At 67.7% G+C, this 17,011-nt stretch carries 21 protein-coding genes, 1 tRNA gene and 1 riboswitch; of the genes, 9 read left to right on the top strand and 13 right to left on the bottom strand.

The features are described 5' to 3' along the window. Nucleotides 1-148 precede the first annotated feature (148 nt). The 4 genes from hpt to dacB all read right to left on the bottom strand — a co-directional run bounded on the left by hpt (nucleotide 149) and on the right by dacB (nucleotide 4,425). Nucleotides 149-703, bottom strand: coding sequence for a hypoxanthine phosphoribosyltransferase (hpt, locus tag ACFC0O_RS26520; RefSeq protein WP_364637587.1), 555 nt, complete (start codon nucleotides 701-703; stop codon nucleotides 149-151). 16 nt (nucleotides 704-719) lie between these two features. Beyond that, nucleotides 720-1,682 carry a tRNA lysidine(34) synthetase TilS gene (gene tilS / locus ACFC0O_RS26515; RefSeq protein WP_375963852.1) on the bottom strand — a complete coding sequence of 321 codons (963 nt, stop codon included), beginning with the start codon at nucleotides 1,680-1,682 and terminating at the stop codon, nucleotides 720-722. 114 nt (nucleotides 1,683-1,796) lie between these two features. Continuing rightward, nucleotides 1,797-2,978: a zinc-dependent metalloprotease gene (locus ACFC0O_RS26510; protein WP_375962291.1), complete on the bottom strand. Its 1,182-nt coding sequence runs from the start codon at nucleotides 2,976-2,978 to the stop codon at nucleotides 1,797-1,799. Nucleotides 2,979-2,991: 13 nt separating this feature from the next. Then, nucleotides 2,992-4,425: a D-alanyl-D-alanine carboxypeptidase/D-alanyl-D-alanine-endopeptidase gene (gene dacB, locus ACFC0O_RS26505; protein ID WP_375963849.1), complete on the bottom strand. Its 1,434-nt coding sequence runs from the start codon at nucleotides 4,423-4,425 to the stop codon at nucleotides 2,992-2,994. A 154-nt stretch (nucleotides 4,426-4,579) separates the two neighbouring features. Here dacB and ppa point away from each other — a divergent pair, with 154 nt between their 5' ends. Next, nucleotides 4,580-5,071: an inorganic diphosphatase gene (gene ppa / locus ACFC0O_RS26500; RefSeq protein ID WP_364637581.1), complete on the top strand. Its 492-nt coding sequence runs from the start codon at nucleotides 4,580-4,582 to the stop codon at nucleotides 5,069-5,071. A gap of 94 nt (nucleotides 5,072-5,165) precedes the next feature. On the opposite strand, the gene ACFC0O_RS26495 is transcribed toward ppa, so the two are convergent. Next, nucleotides 5,166-5,987 carry a crotonase/enoyl-CoA hydratase family protein gene (locus ACFC0O_RS26495; protein ID WP_375962288.1) on the bottom strand — a complete coding sequence of 274 codons (822 nt, stop codon included), beginning with the start codon at nucleotides 5,985-5,987 and terminating at the stop codon, nucleotides 5,166-5,168. Between the two features lie 151 nt (nucleotides 5,988-6,138). Here ACFC0O_RS26495 and ACFC0O_RS26490 point away from each other — a divergent pair, with 151 nt between their 5' ends. From ACFC0O_RS26490 to ACFC0O_RS26480, 3 genes are all read left to right on the top strand, one after another. Further along, entirely contained in the window at nucleotides 6,139-6,453 is a 315-nt protein-coding gene (locus ACFC0O_RS26490) for a 2-oxo-4-hydroxy-4-carboxy-5-ureidoimidazoline decarboxylase (RefSeq protein WP_364638002.1), read from the top strand. A gap of 39 nt (nucleotides 6,454-6,492) precedes the next feature. Then, a complete protein-coding gene (locus ACFC0O_RS26485; protein ID WP_364637577.1) occupies nucleotides 6,493-6,966 on the top strand; it encodes a YbaK/EbsC family protein in 474 nt (157 codons plus the stop codon). Between the two features lie 145 nt (nucleotides 6,967-7,111). Then, nucleotides 7,112-7,576: a flavin reductase family protein gene (locus ACFC0O_RS26480; protein WP_375963846.1), complete on the top strand. Its 465-nt coding sequence runs from the start codon at nucleotides 7,112-7,114 to the stop codon at nucleotides 7,574-7,576. A 1-nt stretch (nucleotide 7,577) separates the two neighbouring features. Here the strand turns inward: ACFC0O_RS26480 and ACFC0O_RS26475 are convergent, their stop codons facing one another. Both ACFC0O_RS26475 and ACFC0O_RS26470 read right to left on the bottom strand, forming a co-directional pair. Then, complete coding sequence (locus ACFC0O_RS26475) at nucleotides 7,578-8,216, bottom strand: LysE family translocator (protein ID WP_375962285.1); 639 nt, start codon at nucleotides 8,214-8,216, stop codon at nucleotides 7,578-7,580. Nucleotides 8,217-8,327: 111 nt separating this feature from the next. Then, a complete protein-coding gene (locus ACFC0O_RS26470; protein ID WP_364637571.1) occupies nucleotides 8,328-8,993 on the bottom strand; it encodes a biliverdin-producing heme oxygenase in 666 nt (221 codons plus the stop codon). Between the two features lie 192 nt (nucleotides 8,994-9,185). After that, nucleotides 9,186-9,299, top strand: a riboswitch (SAM riboswitch). Nucleotides 9,300-9,352: 53 nt separating this feature from the next. Between ACFC0O_RS26470 and ACFC0O_RS26465 the strand changes: the two genes are divergently transcribed. After that, nucleotides 9,353-10,666, top strand: coding sequence for an aminotransferase class V-fold PLP-dependent enzyme (locus ACFC0O_RS26465; protein WP_375962283.1), 1,314 nt, complete (start codon nucleotides 9,353-9,355; stop codon nucleotides 10,664-10,666). On the opposite strand, the gene ACFC0O_RS26460 is transcribed toward ACFC0O_RS26465, so the two are convergent. Next, the gene (locus tag ACFC0O_RS26460; RefSeq protein ID WP_375962281.1) at nucleotides 10,663-10,851 is read right to left on the bottom strand and encodes a hypothetical protein; all 189 of its coding nucleotides are present in this window, start codon (nucleotides 10,849-10,851) and stop codon (nucleotides 10,663-10,665) included. The genes ACFC0O_RS26465 and ACFC0O_RS26460 overlap by 4 nt on opposite strands. 53 nt (nucleotides 10,852-10,904) lie before the next feature. After that, entirely contained in the window at nucleotides 10,905-11,357 is a 453-nt protein-coding gene (locus ACFC0O_RS26455; protein ID WP_364637565.1) for a DUF2752 domain-containing protein, read from the bottom strand. Nucleotides 11,358-11,494: 137 nt separating this feature from the next. Here ACFC0O_RS26455 and ACFC0O_RS26450 point away from each other — a divergent pair, with 137 nt between their 5' ends. Continuing rightward, entirely contained in the window at nucleotides 11,495-11,944 is a 450-nt protein-coding gene (locus ACFC0O_RS26450; RefSeq protein ID WP_375962279.1) for a hypothetical protein, read from the top strand. Here ACFC0O_RS26450 and ACFC0O_RS26445 read toward each other — a convergent pair. Further along, entirely contained in the window at nucleotides 11,919-12,545 is a 627-nt protein-coding gene (locus ACFC0O_RS26445) for a TetR family transcriptional regulator (protein ID WP_364637561.1), read from the bottom strand. The genes ACFC0O_RS26450 and ACFC0O_RS26445 overlap by 26 nt on opposite strands. A gap of 107 nt (nucleotides 12,546-12,652) precedes the next feature. On the opposite strand from ACFC0O_RS26445, the gene ACFC0O_RS26440 reads away from it, so the two are divergent. The 3 genes from ACFC0O_RS26440 to ACFC0O_RS26430 all read left to right on the top strand — a co-directional run bounded on the left by ACFC0O_RS26440 (nucleotide 12,653) and on the right by ACFC0O_RS26430 (nucleotide 15,069). Next, nucleotides 12,653-13,441 (top strand): SDR family oxidoreductase, encoded by a 789-nt coding sequence (locus ACFC0O_RS26440; protein ID WP_364637559.1) that lies wholly within the window; start codon nucleotides 12,653-12,655, stop codon nucleotides 13,439-13,441. A 13-nt stretch (nucleotides 13,442-13,454) separates the two neighbouring features. Then, the gene (locus ACFC0O_RS26435) at nucleotides 13,455-14,519 is read left to right on the top strand and encodes a diacylglycerol kinase (RefSeq protein ID WP_375962275.1); all 1,065 of its coding nucleotides are present in this window, start codon (nucleotides 13,455-13,457) and stop codon (nucleotides 14,517-14,519) included. Between the two features lie 286 nt (nucleotides 14,520-14,805). Then, nucleotides 14,806-15,069: a hypothetical protein gene (locus ACFC0O_RS26430; RefSeq protein ID WP_375962273.1), complete on the top strand. Its 264-nt coding sequence runs from the start codon at nucleotides 14,806-14,808 to the stop codon at nucleotides 15,067-15,069. 47 nt (nucleotides 15,070-15,116) lie between these two features. On the opposite strand, the gene ACFC0O_RS26425 is transcribed toward ACFC0O_RS26430, so the two are convergent. The 3 genes from ACFC0O_RS26425 to ACFC0O_RS26415 form a co-directional block, all read right to left on the bottom strand. Further along, nucleotides 15,117-15,192 (bottom strand) — tRNA-Thr (locus tag ACFC0O_RS26425). Between the two features lie 62 nt (nucleotides 15,193-15,254). After that, nucleotides 15,255-16,472, bottom strand: a complete 1,218-nt coding sequence (locus tag ACFC0O_RS26420) for a DNA polymerase III subunit delta' (protein WP_375962270.1) — start codon at nucleotides 16,470-16,472, stop codon at nucleotides 15,255-15,257. Between the two features lie 31 nt (nucleotides 16,473-16,503). Further along, nucleotides 16,504-17,010, bottom strand: coding sequence for a DinB family protein (locus ACFC0O_RS26415; protein WP_375962268.1), 507 nt, complete (start codon nucleotides 17,008-17,010; stop codon nucleotides 16,504-16,506). Between the last annotated feature and the right edge of the window lies 1 nt (nucleotide 17,011).

The raw sequence follows: 17,011 nt of genomic DNA, 5'->3' as shown, positions 1-17,011 counted from the left end.
CGCGACTCGAGAGCTGACCCCCGGCAACAAGCCCCGGCAACCCGGCTCACCGCGTCCACGGTTCTAACGTGAGTTTCATCACAGAAGCAGCAAGACCGCCCGCCGAATCCGGCGAACGGTCTCCGTGCGAAGGCTCGTGTGACGCGGTTTACCCGCCGTAGACCTTCGGGTCCAGGGTGCCGATGTACGGCAGATCGCGGTACCGCTCGGCGTAGTCCAGGCCGTAGCCGACCACGAACTCGTTCGGGATATCGAAACCGACCGCCATCACATCCACCTGGGTGCGCAACGCGTCCGGCTTGCGCAGCAGCGTCACCACCTCCAGCGAGGCCGGATTGCGGCTGGACAGATTGCGCAGCAGCCAGGACAGCGTCAGACCGGAGTCGATGATGTCCTCGACGATCAGCACATTGCGCCCGGCGATGTCCTTGTCCAGATCCTTCATGATCCGGACCACGCCCGAGGAGGAGGTGGAGGATCCGTAGGAGGAGACCGCCATGAACTCCATCTGGGTGGGCACGGTCAGCCGCTTGGCCAGATCCGTCATGAAGAAGATCGCGCCCTTGAGCACGCCCACCAGCAGCAGATCACCCTCGGGGGCACCGGCGGGATAACGTTTGGCGACCAATTCGGCGAGCTCTTGAACCTTGTCCGCGATCTCGTCTTCGCTGATCAGCACCGACGCGATGTCGTCCCCGTACACGTCCGCTGGTTTCCCTTCAGAGATGATGTCGACCCCGATCGGGTCCGCTGTGGGCCGAGCCCAGTATGAGCCTGCCACGTTCACGCGCGGCAACCAACCTGGTCCCGGTGACCGAACCACCGACCGCCACCCCGCCCTGACCGCGCCAGTCGGTGATCAGTGCCTCGACCGCTCGTAAATTGCTGTCCGTCAATGATTTTGCGCCGCCCGCGAGCAACCACGCGCGAATGACGCGCCGCCGCAGCGCCGGGGCGACAGTGGCGAGCGTCTCGAGACGCAACCCGTCGCCATCAATCTCGGATTTCAGCAACTCTTCGGCAATCGCATCCAGGGCGGTGCCGTCCTCCCGCAGCTGCGCCGCCGTCCGGGCCAGCGCGGGGGCCACTCCCCCGCCCAGCACCTCCTCCAGCAGCGGCAGCACCTCGGTGCGCAGCCGCACCCGGGTGAACTCCGGCGAGCTGTTGTGCGGGTCCTCCCAGGGCTCCAGCCCGAGATCCGCGCACAACTGCCGGGTGACGCTCCGCCGCACCCCGAGCAGCGGCCGCCCCCACGGTTCGGCGTAATCGGTCATCCCCTGAATCGACCGGCCACCGGACCCGCGAGCCAAACCGAGCAGGACGGTTTCGGCCTGATCATCAAGGGTGTGCCCGAGCAGTACGGGCAGCCCGGATCGCGCATGGTCGAGTGCGGCATATCTGGCCTGTCGCGCCGCGGCTTCCAGGCCGCCCGCGGTCCCCACCCGGACCGTGAGCACGCGCGCGGATCGGCATCCCAGCTCCAGGGCTGTCGCGGCCGCCCGCGCCGCGATCTCGGCCGAGCCATCCTGCAAGCCGTGATCGACCACGTAGGCGTCCACGACATCCGCCTCGACGGCCGCGGCGGCGGTCAGCGCCAATGAGTCCGCGCCACCGGACAATCCGACCGCGACCACCCCGTCCGGGGCGTATTTCCCCAGCCAATCCCGCACCGCATGACGCATTTCCAGCGCCGCACGCGTCTCGGGTAGCCGTGGATTCACGCCCCGATCGTCGCATGCGCGCGGGATCACCCGACCCGTCGCGGTCGAGGTCGCCGATCGGTCGGCGCGACCGGCTCAGCCCAATACGCGGGTGACCCAGCGCTGCGGGTCACCGATCTCCTCGGTGCGCGGCAGCGTGTCGGCATCGGTCCAGATGTGGTTGAACCGATCCATGCCGACGGTGTTCACCACTTCGTCGACGAAGGCCTTGCCCCGAACGTACTGCGCCACTTTGGCATCCATGCCGAGCAGCGCGCGGAGTAGTCGCTGCAGCGGATTGGCGGGCCGCTTGCGGCGCTGATCGAAGGCCGCGCGAATGCGCGCCACCGACGGGACCACGGCCGGGCCGACGGCGTCCATCACGTGGTCGGCGTGGCCTTCCAGCAGCGTGCCGAGCATGAGCAACCGGTCCAGGGCCTCGCGCTGCGGTTCGGCCTGGGTGGCGCGCAACAGCCCGACCATGCCGCCCGCCGGATCCTCGATCCCGCGGCGGCGTTCCTTCACGGCCTCCACCAGGCGGCCGAGCATATCCGCCATCGGCTCCTCCCCGGCGTCACCGAGGGTCTCCACATTGCGCTGCATGTATTCGGCGAGCCACGGCGCGGAGGAGAACTGCACCCGGTGCGTGACCTCGTGCAGGCACACCCAGAGCCGGAAGTCGCTGGGCGGCACGCCCAATGCGCGTTCCACCGCCATGATGTTCGGCGCGACCAGCAGCAGGGTGCCGTCCGGACCGCTGAACGGGTCGTACTGCCCCAGGATCGCGGTGGACAGGAACGCCAGCATGGCCCCGGCCTGTACGCCCGCGGGCTTACCGACGAATTTGCCCCTACCCCCGGCCTCGACGCCGGTTCCGGTGAGCTGTCCCATGGATTCGGCGGCGGCCGCGATCCAGCCCTTGCGGTCGACCACGCGCGCGTCCGGCACCGCCCGGCCGTCGATGAGCCCGCTCACCTCGCGCACCGGCCCCTCGGCCCGTTTGGAGGCCTCGGCGAGCTCGCGCACGGCCTGTTCGGCCGAATACCGGGAGGTGCGCGGCCCGGACGGCACCAGCGCGGCCCCGGTGCGGGCGGCCAGGCTCCAATCGACCGAACCGGTCAGCGTGGATTTGAGCCGTGACGGCTCTCGGGTGTCGATGCTCACCGGTGCCTGCCCATCGTCACGGCCGTCCGCGAATTCGATACGCGTGACGGCCTTCTCATCGGTACGACCTGTCTCTGCGCCCGGCCGATCGGCGGGGTGTTCGGGTCCGGTCATAGTCATCCACCCGTCAGGAGCAGCCACAGTTGCGCAGTGCGGCGGCGATGGCGTCCAAGGCGGGGCGGCTCTGTTCGGGCAGCCGCTGATTGGACATCAGCGCGAAGGTCAGTACGCGCCCATCGCGATCCAGCACATATCCGACCAACGCGCTCGCGACGTCCAGAGTTCCGGTCTTGGCCCGCACCCAGCCCGCTCCGGCCCGGTCACGGCTGGTGTAGCGGTCGGCGAGCGAGCCGGTGGCCCCGGCCACGGGCAGATAGTCGAGCAGGCCCGCGAGCGGATGGTCCGTGGTGTTCGCGGTCGCGGTGACACCCGAATTGCCTTGTCCCTCGCCACTACCCGGCAGGGCGGCCACGGTGACGATGCGGTCCAGCAGCCGCGGCGGAATGAGATCGTCCACCGACAGCCCGCTGGCATCGAGCAGGGTCAGGCCGCTCGTATCGAATCCGGCGGCGCGCAGGGTGGTGGCCATGGCGGTGACGGTGCCGGTGAACGACGCCTCCGAGCCCGCGGCGACGGCGATCTCCCGCCCGATGGTCTCGGCCAGCACATCGTCGGAGTGAACCATCATGTCGCGCAGTCGATCTCGCAGCGGCGCGGACTGCACCGAGGCGACCTTGGTGGCTCCGGCGGCCGCCTTGCCCAGGCGCACCTTGCCCGGATCGAGTCCCAGATCGCTCGCCAGCCTGCGACCCGCGTCCAGCGCGGGGGTCGCGGTGCGCGGCGAATACTCGACCAGCGGATTGAGCCGTCCGCCGTCGATCATCACCGGATCGATGGGTGCGATGGAGCCGCCGCCGATATCGGCCGGATCCCAGCCCTGCGCCATGGCCGACCCGGCGTACGCGGAGGTGTCCACCACGATCGTGTCCGGCTTCTGCCCGGACGACTTGATCTGCGCCACCAGATCCGAGAGCTTCGGCCCATTCGGGTAGTAGCCCTTGCCATCCGGCTGCGCGGTCAGCGTCGGATCGCCGCCGCCGACCAGCACCAGCTCATTGGCGGCCGCGCCCGTCACCACCTGCGTGGTCACCCGATGGTCCAGCGGCAGCGCCAGCAGTGCGGCGGCCGTGGTCAGCACCTTGGCGGTGGAGGCGGGAATCATCGGCTTGCCGGGATCGGTCGTCCACAGCACCTTGCCGCTGTCCGCGTCGGAGACCGAGGCCGCGAAAATCCCCAGATCCGGATTGCCGACCACGGGTGCGAGCGCGGCGGCCAAACCGTTCGCGCTCGGCGCCGGTGCGTCCGCCGGAGCGGGCGCCACCTGCGGTAACGGCTGCACCGGCGATGGCGGGTCCGCGATCGTCAAGCCCCCGTGCCGGAATTCCTCCGTCCACGGTTTCAGCGTCAACACCACACCCGTGGCGATGCCGAGCACCACCACCAAGACCGATGCCACCAGGATCCAGGTCTTCCGACGCCGCTTGGCTTCCAGCCCACCGATGTTCTGCTTGTTCCGAGCCACCTGCCGCCGTCTCCCTGATACCCGTCCCTGCCGAACCCACGCATCCGCGCATCACACTATCCTCGTTGCGCAGTCGTTCCCCCGAACGAGCTGGCGAGTCGGCAGCCATACCCGCACCGAAGAAGGAGATGACGTGGAGTTCGACGTCACCATCGAGATCCCCCGGGGTCAGCGCAACAAGTACGAGGTAGACCATGAGACCGGCCGGGTGCGGCTGGACCGCTACCTGTACACGCCGATGATGTACCCGGCCGACTACGGCTACATCGAGAACACCCTCGGCGGCGACGGCGATCCGCTGGATTGCATGGTGCTGCTGCCCGAGCCCGTGTTCCCGGGTGTGCTGGTCGAGGCCCGTCCGGTCGGCGTGCTCATCATGAGCGATGAGGCCGGCACCGACGAGAAGCTGGTCGCGGTCCCGAACAAGGACAAGCGCTGGGATCACATCCAGGACGTCGAGGACATCCCGGAGTTCCAGCGCAAGGAGATCGCGCACTTCTTCGAGCGCTACAAGGACCTGGAGCCCGGCAAGTGGGTCAAGGTCGAGGGCTGGGACAACCGCGCCAAGGCCGAAACCCTGGTCACCGAGGCGTACGCGCGCCTGAAGGAGCAGGGCGGCCACTGATCTCGGTGCCGAATCATGCGGTGGGCGGTGCGGTTTCCGTGCCGCCCACCGTCATGCGCGGCGGGACTTCCCTCTCGTTCAGCTACGAAAGTTGTTATTTGCCTTCGAACTTCGGGGCGCGCTTCTCGAAGACGGCCTGAATCGCCTCGGTGAGATCGTGCGAGGGCAGGAACGCGGAGTTCCACGCCGAGACGTAGCGCAGTCCGTCGGCGACCTTGCCCGCCTTGGGCTGATCCAGCACATCCTTGATGCCCTGCACCACCAGCGGCGGGTTCTCGGCGATCTCGCGAGCCAGCGCGTACGCCGCGTCCAGCACCGCTTCCTGATCGGCGAACACGTCGTTGATCAGACCGATCTTCTCCGCCCGGGCCGCGTCGATATCCTTGCCGGTGTAGGCGAGTTCGCGCAGATGCCCCTCACCGATGATTCCGGGCAGCCGGTGCAGCGATCCGATATCCGCGACGATGGCGACCTTCGCCTCGCGCAGACTGAACTTGGCCTCCGCGCTGGCGAGCCGGATATCGGCCGCCGCGATCAGATCCAGTCCGCCGCCGATGCACCAGCCCGAGACGGCCGCGATGACCGGCTTGCGGCAGTCCGCCACCGCGGTGACCGAGGCCTGCATCTCGCGCACGTGGCGCAGGAAGTCGGTGCGCGGTCCCGCGAGCGCCTTATCGGCGAGCAGCGGCCCGAACAGCGGGCTCATGGCGGGCAGGTCCAGCCCGTAGGAGAAATGCTTACCCGACCCGGTGAGCACGACGGCCCGTACTTCCGGATCCGCGTCGAGCTCGCGGAAGATGAGCGGCAGTTCACGCCAGAAGTCCGGGCCCATGGCATTGCCTTTGCCGGGACCGGTCAGGGTGACGGTCGCGATGTGGTCCTTGCTTTCGACCTCGAAAGCCTTCCAGTCGGTCATCGGTCCAGCGTATCGGGGGTGCGGAGGGTCCGGGCGGGCGGTGTAAATCCTGTGCTAAATCTGCTGTCCCGCACTGGTTTCCGGGGGCTCGCGGACGGGACGATTAGCAGGGTCCGCAAGCCACACTCCGGGCTGGGAGTTTCCCGTGTTGATGCATCATGGAATCGGCCTCGACCGCTTCAATTCCTGTTCCCGCCAGCGCGCCGTACACGCCCTGTACGAATGCTGCAGCTGTGTCAGCTGGGCCGAGAAGATCGCCGACGGCCGCCCCTACCCCGGCTACGACGCTTTGCACACCGCCGTCGCGACGGGACTGCGCGCGCTCTCCGCGGCCGAATTGGAGCACGCCTTCGATTCGTGTGCGCGCGAAACGATTTCGGAGCACAGCGTCGCCGAGCTCCAGCGCGTCACGCGAGCACGCATCGAGCGAATGCTCGGCCCGGAAGAGGGCTATCCCGAATACTGATCCCCCGCACATCCACCGCAATCGCTCTACTCTGGTGCCATGCGCAGGTCCCTGCCACCGGTCGCTTCCAAAGTTTCCGACACACTGATTGCTCGCGGTCATCACGGGGTCATCCTCACCCAGCCGCAACCCACCCACACCGCGGCCGAGGCCGCCCAGGCGCTCGGCGTGGAGCTCGGCGCGATCACCAAATCGCTGCTGTTCCTGCTCGACGACGATCCGGTGCTGCTGCTGGTGTCCGGCGCGCACACGGTCGATCTGGATCGCACCGGGGAACGCCTGGAGGGCACGCTGACCCGGGCCCCGGCGGCCATGGTGCAGCAGGTGACGGGTCAGCCGGTGGGCGGGGTCGCCCCGGTCGGGCATCCGATCAACCTGCCCACGTACATCGATACCGCGCTCGCGCGGCATTCGGAATTGTGGGCGGCGGGCGGGCATCCGAACACGGTATTCCGCACCACTTTTGGTGAGCTGGTTCGGATAACCGCTGGTCTGGCGATTGACGTCGATTGAGTGCCGGCGAATTTCCGCACCGGATGGAATATCCGGCGGGCCGTGGACGTAGGTTCGGAAGGTGACCGATTCTCCGACGCCTGGCGCCGAGCTCCATGTGCCCGACGACCTGAGCGGCATCACCGCCCAGCAGTATCGCGCCGCCATGCGCCACTATCCGGCCGGCGTCACCATCGTCACGCTGAAATCTCCGGACGGGCCGGTCGGTTTCACCGCGACCTCGTTCGCCTCGCTGTCCGCGCAGCCGCCGCTCATCTCGTTCAATATCGCCGAGACCTCGTCCAGTATCGCGGCCATGTCGCAGGCCGAATCGGTGGTGGTGCACTTCCTGGGTGAGCATCAGAAGCATCTGGCGCAGCGGTTCAGTCGCAGCGCCGAGGAGCGATTCACCGACCGGTCGCTATGGACCACCCTCGAATCCGGCGAACCGGTATTGCACGGCACCCCGATCTGGGTGCGCGCGACCGTGCACCAGCTGATTCCGATCGGCGATCACACCCTGGTGATCGGCCTGGTCACGCGGGTGCACGACAACACCGAGGACGCGCCCGCCGTCGGCCCGCTGGTCTACTACAACGGCGTCTACCACCGCGCCGAGATCGCCGACTGACTCACGCCGCCGCCGAGGCGACGGTTCCGATCCCCAGCGCCGCCAGAATTCCGGCGCTCGCCTGCTCCAGCCGATCCCGCACCTTCGGCTTGCGCAGCAGTTCCACCGCGCGCGAGGCCGCCACCGCCAGCAGCACCATTTCGATTGCGGCGATGGATGATTCGATCGCGCCCAGGGTGAGCGTATTCGCGAATGTCACATGGGTGAGGAACTGCGGCAGCACCGCGAGATAGAAAAGCCCGACCTTCGGGTTGAAAATACAGGACAGCAACCCCGCGGCGAATGCGGAGCGAATCGATGACGCCCGTTCCCGCGACCCCCGCGCGGCCAACTCCGACTCCGCGTCCGCGAGCCCCTTACGATGCGCCATGAGCGCCCGAATCCCCAAGTACAACAGGTAGATTCCGCCGATCACCTTCAGGCTGCGATAGGCCGTGGCCGACTGCTCCAGCAGCGCCGCCACCCCCGCCGCGACCACCACCGCCCAGACGATCCCGCCGAACGCCGATCCGGCCGCCGCCGCGATCCCCGGACGCGGCCCGGCCATCGAAAAACGCAGCACCAGAAAGGTATCCGGGCCGGGGGTCAGGGCCAGCAGCACGCACAGCCCGAGAAAGCTCAGCAGCAGGGGAATACTCACCCGTCCATGGCAACCCACCACGGGCCACGGCGCAAGTGTTTTCACCACGCATGAGAAAGCCGCCGACGTTCCGGAGGAGAAACGTGCGGCGGCCCTCGGAGCGGCAGAGATTCAGTTCCGCGCGCTGAATTCCGCGCCCAGTTCGCGGAACACATCGGTGTTCATCGTGAACGCGAGGCGGGCCTCATCGAGCACGCGCTCGACATCGGCGCCCTCGATGGGCAGTCCGTCCAGGTTCTCCCGGTACTCGCGCTTGAACGCGGCCGGATTCGAGATGTCGTCGAAGACGTAGAAGCGCACGCCGTCACCCTTCTTGGGCAGGTTCCACAGCTTCTCGGCGGTACCGCGAATGACCTGGCCGCCGGACAGATCACCCAGGTAGCGGGTGTAGTGATGCACCACGTAGCCGGCGGACCATTCGGTCGCGCACTCCTCGATGCGGGCGGCGTAGGCGGCGGTCGAGGGCAGCGGGGTCAGCTCATCGCGCCAGTTCGCGCCGCCGAGGTAGGCCAGATCGGCTTCCAGGGCGGCCAGGCGGGCCAGCCCCGGCTGTACGAACGGTCCCGCGACCGGATCGGAAGCCAGTGCGGCGGAATGCTTTTCGAGTGCCTCGTAGACGAACCAGAGCTGCGAGGTGTAGCGGTAGAAGGCTTCCACACCGAGCTCACCGGTGAGCAGATCGCGCATGAAGGTGGAGTGCTCGGCCTCGGCGTGCTGCTGTTCGGTCGCGCTGCGGATGAGCGTCGAGAACGGCGCGGCGGTGCTGGTGTCCAACATGGTCGAGCTCCTCGTTCGGTCGAAAATCTACGTCTCGGGGCGCCCACCTTTGGATACCCTAACTTCCTCTCCGACCATACGCTTCAGCAACGATCTCGCGATTCGACCTTTTCGGCCCTCCCGATCCAACTTTCGGATGATTTTCGCGGCGGGGTTGACAAGAACCGCGATCTTCTGCAAGCTCTTCAACCAGGTCATGAGTACCAGCGTCAAGCCCTGGCTAGCTGGTCGGCAACCCTCCTCCGCGGTGGGGTGCTCCAGGTGACGACCGGGCCGCCGCCCGACCGGGCGCGGCAAGCGCGGACTCTCGATCATTCATTTCTTTTGATCGCGTGTCCCTTGCCCGATGGGATTTCGTGATGACTGCTTTCGCCGACCAGACCTGTGCCGCCCTCGCCACCGTTTCCGGTTGTGAGCTCCAGGTACCGCTCGTGCAGGGTGGAACGATTCGCTACGCCAACTTCGACTATGCCGCCAGCGCACCGGCTTTGGCGCAGGTCACCGCCCGCGTACAGGATCTGCTGCCGTTCTACGCCAGCGTGCACCGGGGCGCGGGTTACGCCTCGCGCGTCTCCACCGACTGCTACGAATCCGCTCGCGGTTCGGTCGCCCGCTTCCTCAACGCGGCCGACGATCAGGTCGTGGTCTTCACCCGCAACACCACCGATTCGCTGAACCTGCTGGCCTCCTGCGTACCCGGTGACACCGTGGTGCTCGATTCCGAACACCACGCCAATTTCCTGCCGTGGACCCGCAACGGCCGCCGCGTGGTGCCGATCGCGGACACCATCGAGGAGACCATTCAGCGCGTGGTCGCCGAACTGTGCACCAAACCCGCTGCGCTGCTTGCCATTACCGGTGCGTCCAATGTGACCGGGGAACTGCTCCCGCTGGAGCGCCTGGCCTGGATCGCGCACCAGTGCGGCACCCGCGTGCTGGTGGACGCCGCCCAACTGGCCCCGCACCGCCGCATCGACCTGGCGACCAGCGGTATCGACTACCTGGCCTTCTCCGGCCACAAGGCGTACGCCCCGTTCGGCGCGGGCGTCCTGGTCGGCCGCCGCGACTGGCTCGACGCCGCCGAGCCGTACCTCGCGGGTGGCGGCGCTGTCCGCTCGGTCAGCGCCGACAGCGTGGAGTGGGCCCCCGCCCCGCAGCGCCACGAGGCCGGTTCCCCCAATGTGCTGGGCGTGGCCGCCCTCGCCGCCGCCTGTGACGCACTGGCCGAAATCGACGAGACCACCCTGCTCGAGCATGAGCAGTACCTCACCCACCGCCTGCGCTACGGCCTGAAAACCGTTCCGGGCGTGAACTTCCTGCGCATCTGGCGGGACAGCACCGATGCCGTCGGCATCGTCGCCTTCACCGTCGACGGATTCGAACCCGGGCAGGTCGCGGCCTACCTTTCGGCCGAACACGGCATCGGCGTCCGCGACGGCCGCTTCTGCGCTCACCCCCTGCTGTCCCGCCTCGGCGTCGACGCCGCCGTGCGGGCCAGCATCGGCCTCGGCACCACCGCCGCCGATGTGGACCGCCTCGTCAATGCCATCGCCGCCCTGGTCGAGAACGGTCCCGCCTGGGATTACGCCAAGACCGAAGGCCACTGGAACCCCACCCCGGAGACCCGCCCCTTCGGCAGCTCGGCCGACGGCGCGGCTCCCTGCGCGATCTAGAACACCAGGTAGCGCCGGGCGAGTTCTTCCACGAAGGGGTCGTCGTCGGCGACGGCCTCGAGGATATCGAGATCGTCCTGCACCGAAACCTGGCGTCCGTCTTCCTGATCCGGATCCGGCGGCCCGTCCTCATCGAGCTGCCGGATCAGTTTCGCGCGCACGCGCTCCTTCAGCGAATCACTCATAGCCAGAGCATGCCCGGTTTGCCCGAGGTAATTCGGCCAGGCACGCCGACCGATCACACCGGCGCGAGCCAGCTCCCCCACGGCGTATTGCGGACAACCGTATATAGGACAAGGAAAGCCAGCGTCACCCACAGGGCCACCCTGGGCAGCACCCGCGGTAGCGGCGGCGGACTCGTGCGCCCGCGGAACCCGCTCACCAGCCAGGTCCCCCACCACACCAGGAACCCCAGCAGCAGTGGCACCAGCAGGATATTGCTGTGAATGGCGTCGAGCACCCGGCCGTCGGTGAGATTGTGCAGGCCGCGCAAACCGCCGCACCCGGGGCACCAGTACCCCGTCAATTCCTTGAACGGGCACAGCCCGTACGACCCGGACTCATGCGGATCGCGAAAGTGCAGTAGCGCCAGGCCACCCGCCACCACGGCACCGCCGAGCAGCGGCAATCCGGCACTCAGCCACCTGGGGTGAGCAGCGGATTCGGCGTCGCGCGCCTGCACGGTTTCCACCAGACAACCGTAACCGGGCCCGCCCCAACCCGCCATATTCCGCACGACTTCGCACTCCCAGACAGTGCGGTTGACACTCCGTACCCGTGGGTATGCTTCCCCTGCAACGGTTTTCGATCCAGCGGGAGGTAGCTCACATGAACCGACGCCGGACCGACAGCGGCAGAATCACCCGTGCGGCACTCTCCGCGGGCGCACTCGCGCTCATCATCGTCGCCAAAGCGGGCAGCATGACCTTCGGCTACTCATTCCCCAACAGCCTGCTGATCCTGCTGGTGGTCGCGGCGATCGTCGGCGCATACCTGCTGTTCCAGCGCCGCGAGCGCCCCGGCTCATCGGGCACGAGCCCCACTCCGCCTGCCGCTCAACGGGTCACCGGCCCGGCCGCGACTCAGCAGACCGCCGACCCCGCCGCCGCGGTGGCCACCGTTTCCGCGCAGGCGTTGATCTCGAATCATCAAGAGCCGCCCACCATGCCGGTGCACTACAGCGTCGCCACGCCTGATGATCCACCGACCGTCGGCATCGTCGGCACCCACGATGATCCGCCGACCGTGGGCCTCAGCGAATCGGTGCCCGTTCGCTGACCGGTGCGGTGAGCGCGCCCGCGAGCATATCGATGATCTCCGCCCAGGCATTCGCATCGCCCGCCGCGACCCGGCCCGATTCCACCGCCCGCTCATGATCGGCCAGCAGCGCGAACAGCATGGTCGGCAGCGCGCGCAGCCGGTGCACCCGCAATCGCGGTGCGAGCGTGGTCATTTCATCACCGAGCCGCTGCATGATCACCCGCACCGAGGTGCGCCGATCGCTCTCCAGATTCGAGGCGTCGGTGACCGCGGGATGGGTGTGGATCTGTTCCAGGAAGCGCGCGTAATGATGGCTGCCCTCGCTCGCCCCGAGTTCGAACATCGGCACCACCAGCGCCTCCAATAGCGCGTGCACCCCCGCGCCCGCGCCGACCTGTTCCGCGAGCATTTCCAATCGCCGCACCTCGAGCGCGCCGAGTCGCAATTCCACGACGGCCTCGATGAGTCCGTCGCGCGAGCCGAAGTGGTACTGGATCGCCGAATTGTTCCGCTGTCCGGCGGCCGCGGCGATATCGCGCAGCGGTACCGCCTGCCCGCGTTCGGCGATCAATCGCTCGGCCGCGAAGATGATCCGCTCCCGCGCCTCGTTCACTCCCACAGGTGCAGAATAGCCGCCCACCAGCCGATAAAGAACTCATCCTTGACAGTTAAGCACTTGTTCTTAAAGCTCTGAGTGACTGCCATCACTCGATAGGACTGCATCCGATGATCCTGGACACCTTCCGACTGGACGGCCGCGTCGCCGTCGTCACCGGCGCCGGCCGCGGAATCGGCGCCGCGACCGCGCTCGCGCTGGCCGAAGCGGGCGCCGATGTCGCGCTCGCCGCCCGCACCCCCGCGCAACTCGAGGAAGTCGCCGGCAAGATCCGCGCCCTGGGCCGCCAGGCGGTGATCGTCCCCTGCGATCTGAACGATCTCGACACCGTCACCGCCTTCGCCGATACCGCCGCCGCCGAACTCGGCCGCCTCGATATCGTCGTCAACAATGTCGGCGGCACCATGCCGAACACCTTCGCCACCACCTCCCCGCAATTCCTGGAGGACGCCTTCCACTTCAATGTGTCCACCGCGCACGCCCTCACCCAGGCCGCGCTGCCGCACATGCTGAAGAACGACGGCGGTTCGGTGGTCAGCATCTCCTCGATGATGGGGCGCGCGCCCGGCCGCGGCTTCCTCGCCTACGGCACCGCCAAAGCCGCACTCGCGCACTGGACCCGGATGGCCGCCTCGGACCTGTCCCCGCGCGTGCGCGTGAACGCCATCGCCGTCGGCTCGGTCCTCACCTCCGCACTGGAAGTCGTTGCGCAGCAACCGGAAATCAAAGCCAAGATGGAGGGCGCGACCCCGCTGCGCCGCCTCGGCGAGCCCTGGGAGATCGCCGCCGCCATCGTCTTCCTCAGCTCGCGGGCGGGCGGCTACATCACCGGCAAGATCCTCGAGGTCGACGGCGGTATCGAAGCACCCAACCTCGAGCTCGGCCTCCCCGACCTGTGAACCGGAGTCAGCCATGAAATACCGTGTCGTGCAATGGAGTACCGGCAATGTCGGCCGCCGCACGCTCCGCAATATCATCGCCCGCCCCGAACTCGATCTGGTCGGCGTATGGGTGTCCAGTGACGCCAAAGCCGGTCGGGACGCGGGCGAACTCGCGGGCCTGGATCTGGAAACCGGCATCACCGCGACGACCGACGCACAGGCTCTCATCGCCCTGAAACCGGACTGCATCGTGCACACCGCCATGGCCGACGACCGGCTCATGGAAGCGGTCGAGGACCTGAAGATGTTCCTGCGCGCGGGCATCAACGTGGTCTCCAGCAGCCCCGTCTTCCTCCAATTCCCTTACGGCACACTGCCGGACGAGGCCATCGACCCGATCATCGCGGCCGCGAACGAGGGCAATGCCTCACTCTGGGTGAACGGCATCGATCCGGGCTGGGCCAATGACTGGCTCCCGCTCCTGCTCTCCAGCGGTTCCGAGCGCATCGACGCCGTCATCTGCTCGGAGATCATGGACTACTCCACCTACGACAACCCCAAAGTCCTGTTCGACATCATGGGCTTCGGCAGCGCCCTCGACGACCTGCCCCTGCTACTGCAACCCGGCGTCCTCACCCTCGCCTGGGGCAGCGTCATCCGCCAGCTCGCCTCCGCTCTCGACGTCGAATTGGATTCCGTCACACAGCATTACGAACGCCTCCCCGCTACCGAGGAACTCCTCGTCGGCAAACGGGTCATCGCCCCCGGCACCGCCGCCGCCCTGCGCTTCCAAATCCACGGCGTCCGCGCGGGCCGCGAAATCCTCACCCTCGAACACGTCACCCGCCTGCACCCCGACCTGGCACCCGACTGGCCCCAACCGGCCGGAAAAGGCTGCTACCGAGTGGAAATCAAAGGCGACCCCGACTACCTCCTGGACCTACAGCTCTACAGCAACGGCGACCACGCCGAAGCGGGCGTCGTCGGCACCGCCGCCCGCCTGGTCAGCGCCATCCCCGCCCTGGTCAGCGCCCGCCCCGGCCTCCTCACCGCCATGGACCTGCCCCTGACCACCGGCCGCGGCCTGGTCTCCTGACCCGAATCGAAGGCCCCCACCGCCGTGCTCGGCAGTGGGGGCCTTCGTCACGTCACCGGGTCGCACCGTGCCCCGCCGCCAAGCCATGACCGATCCGCAACATCTCCGATATGAACGCCCGGCGGCGCAATCCCGTTTCACCGGTAGAGGTTTGACGCTCACCGGCACCGCCCACCGAAGTCTCACCTGACGCGCTCAGCGCACGGGCTCCCACACCGCGCACCCCACGCGGCGATCCGAAACTGATCCCCGCCGCTATCAGCGGCGACCTCACTGGAGATCCCGCATGTCCACACACCCGTCGATGACCGCTGCCCGCACCCTGTTCGCGGCCTGCACCCTCACCGCCCTCCTGGCAATCGCCCCCGCCACCCTCGCAGCCCCCGCCCAAGCCACCACCGCGAACACCACCACCGACTCCAACACCTCAACCCCCGGCGACAACCGCCGCGCCGAAGACCGCAACGCCCCGGCCCCCGCCGCCAACCGCAACCCCCACTACGACAGCCGCCGCTGCACCCCCACCACCCAACCACCCTGCCTACCCTGACCAACAAAAACAGGTGGAGAGCGATAAACGCTCTCCACCTGCTTGTTTGGAGCCGCCTGGGGGAATCGAACCCCCGACCTTTTCATTACGAGTGAAGCGCTCTACCGACTGAGCTAAGGCGGCGTGCCTTCCGGCGGTGCGAGTCTATCGTCTGATGGCCGGAATCCGAAAATCGGTGGTCGCGGTCACGCGGAGCGGGCGGCTATCAGGCCCGCGACCATGGCGGCTACGGCGAAGCGGGGCTTCACGTTGGTTTCCAGGGCGTCGCGGCAATCCAGGACCGCTTGGATGGACAGCAGCAGGCCCTCGGGGCGGACGTCGGTGGCGAGGGCGCGGATCTGGTCGGCCATATCGGGATGTGTCAGCGTGACACCGGTTTTCGCGGTGGCGTTGGCCGCACCGAAGCGGACGGCGAGCGCGTCGCGGTACATACCGGCGACATCGATGAGCGCACGATCGAGGGCATCACGACCGGTGCGAGTGGCACGGGACTTCTGGCGCTTCTCGAGGTCCTTGAGCGCGCCCGCGGAACCTCGGGTCGCCGAGGCCGCACCCTTACCGGTGCCGCCCGCACCCATCGCGGTCGCGAGGGCATCGCGTTCCTTCTCATCGCGGGCCGCGCTGACCTGCTTCGCCTCATCATCGGCGGACTTCACCAATTCATCGGCGGCGGTATAGGCCACACCGGGCCGCGCGGTGGCGGCGACCAGGGCCAGAGCCCGTTTGCGCCGGGCACGCGCCTCCTCATCGGTGGCCAAACGCCGGGCCCGGCCGACATGACCGCCGCTCACCGAGGCGGCCCAGGCGGCGGCCTCGGGTGAGAGACCGTCCTGATCCCGCAGCACCACGGCGATGGAATCGACGGACGGCGTCGCCAAATGCACGTGGCGGCAGCGCGAACGCAGCGTGATGGAGATGTCCTCCGGATCCACCGAAGGCGCGCACAACAGGAAGACCGTCCGCGCGGGCGGCTCTTCCACCACCTTGAGCAGCACGTTTCCGGCGGCCTCGGTCAGACGATCGGCATCCTCGACCACCACGACCTGCCAGCGACCGGTACTCGGCCGCCGCGAGGCGACCTGCACGATCTCGCGCATCTCCTTGGTGCCGATACTCAAACCCTCCGGCACCACGCGCCGCACATCACCGTGCGTTCCGGCCATGGTGGTGGTGCAGGCATGACACCGCCCGCAACCCGGCGACTCCGGATCGGTGCACTGCAGGGCAGCCGCGAAACACAGCGCCGCCACCGACCGACCCGAACCGGGCGGACCGGTGAACAGCCACGAATGCGTCATGGCCGAGGCGGAAACAACCTCCCCGCCGCGAGCCGCCACCGCGGCGGTCCGCAGATCGGACTCGACCGCGTCCTGTCCCACCAGTCGATCGAAGACTCCTGCCACGCCGTACAGACTACTGTCGACCGCCGACAGCTCAGACCGCGCGCTGGTAGGTGGTGTTCGCACCGTCCAGCGCCTCGCGAATGATGTCGGCGTGCCCGGAATGCTGCGAGATCTCGCGCAGAATGTGCAGCAGGATGTACCGGACCGTCAGCCAGACCCGCTCCGGAGCCCAGGGCGCGGTCGGGGTGGGAATCGAATCCTCGAGATTGGGTAGTTCGCGGATCAGCTTCGCGGTCTGCTCGGCCACCACATCCCATTCGGCGAGCAAACCCTCGACCGTCTCGTCCGGACCCAGCTTGTACTCGGAATCCATTCCGGAGACATCGAATTCGGATTCCGGATCGCGCTCGACCAGGATCGTCGTCCAGTGCCGCTCGGTATTGATGATGTGGTGCAGCAGACCACCGAGCGTCAGCTCACTGACCGTACTGCGCTCGCGCGCCTGATCGTCCTCGAGACCCCGAAGGGTGATTCGGAACAGTTCGCGCTGACTCGCCAATACCGTGATCAGCTCTTCGCGCTCGTGATCGACTGCCATC

It is taken from the genome of Nocardia sp. NPDC056100 (genome assembly GCF_042266325.1).
Taxonomy (GTDB): domain Bacteria; phylum Actinomycetota; class Actinomycetes; order Mycobacteriales; family Mycobacteriaceae; genus Nocardia.
The sequence above is the reverse complement of the archived record's forward strand: the minus strand, read 5'-3'. Positions and strand labels throughout refer to the sequence as shown.

Coding starts and splice junctions, on each gene's coding strand:
- ACFC0O_RS26470 (WP_364637571.1), bottom strand. CDS start 8,993: ATGTTGGACACCAGCACCGCCGCGCCGTTCTCGACGCTCATCCGCAGC.
- ACFC0O_RS26415 (WP_375962268.1), bottom strand. CDS start 17,010: ATGGCAGTCGATCACGAGCGCGAAGAGCTGATCACGGTATTGGCGAGT.
- ACFC0O_RS26480 (WP_375963846.1), top strand. CDS start 7,112: ATGCGCCACTATCCGGCCGGCGTCACCATCGTCACGCTGAAATCTCCG.
- ACFC0O_RS26440 (WP_364637559.1), top strand. CDS start 12,653: ATGATCCTGGACACCTTCCGACTGGACGGCCGCGTCGCCGTCGTCACC.
- ACFC0O_RS26435 (WP_375962275.1), top strand. CDS start 13,455: ATGAAATACCGTGTCGTGCAATGGAGTACCGGCAATGTCGGCCGCCGC.
- ACFC0O_RS26495 (WP_375962288.1), bottom strand. CDS start 5,987: ATGACCGACTGGAAGGCTTTCGAGGTCGAAAGCAAGGACCACATCGCG.
- ACFC0O_RS26490 (WP_364638002.1), top strand. CDS start 6,139: ATGCATCATGGAATCGGCCTCGACCGCTTCAATTCCTGTTCCCGCCAG.
- ACFC0O_RS26510 (WP_375962291.1), bottom strand. CDS start 2,978: ATGACCGGACCCGAACACCCCGCCGATCGGCCGGGCGCAGAGACAGGT.
- tilS (WP_375963852.1), bottom strand. CDS start 1,682: ATGCGTCATGCGGTGCGGGATTGGCTGGGGAAATACGCCCCGGACGGG.
- ACFC0O_RS26450 (WP_375962279.1), top strand. CDS start 11,495: ATGAACCGACGCCGGACCGACAGCGGCAGAATCACCCGTGCGGCACTC.
- ACFC0O_RS26460 (WP_375962281.1), bottom strand. CDS start 10,851: ATGAGTGATTCGCTGAAGGAGCGCGTGCGCGCGAAACTGATCCGGCAG.
- ACFC0O_RS26465 (WP_375962283.1), top strand. CDS start 9,353: ATGACTGCTTTCGCCGACCAGACCTGTGCCGCCCTCGCCACCGTTTCC.
- ACFC0O_RS26485 (WP_364637577.1), top strand. CDS start 6,493: ATGCGCAGGTCCCTGCCACCGGTCGCTTCCAAAGTTTCCGACACACTG.
- ACFC0O_RS26430 (WP_375962273.1), top strand. CDS start 14,806: ATGTCCACACACCCGTCGATGACCGCTGCCCGCACCCTGTTCGCGGCC.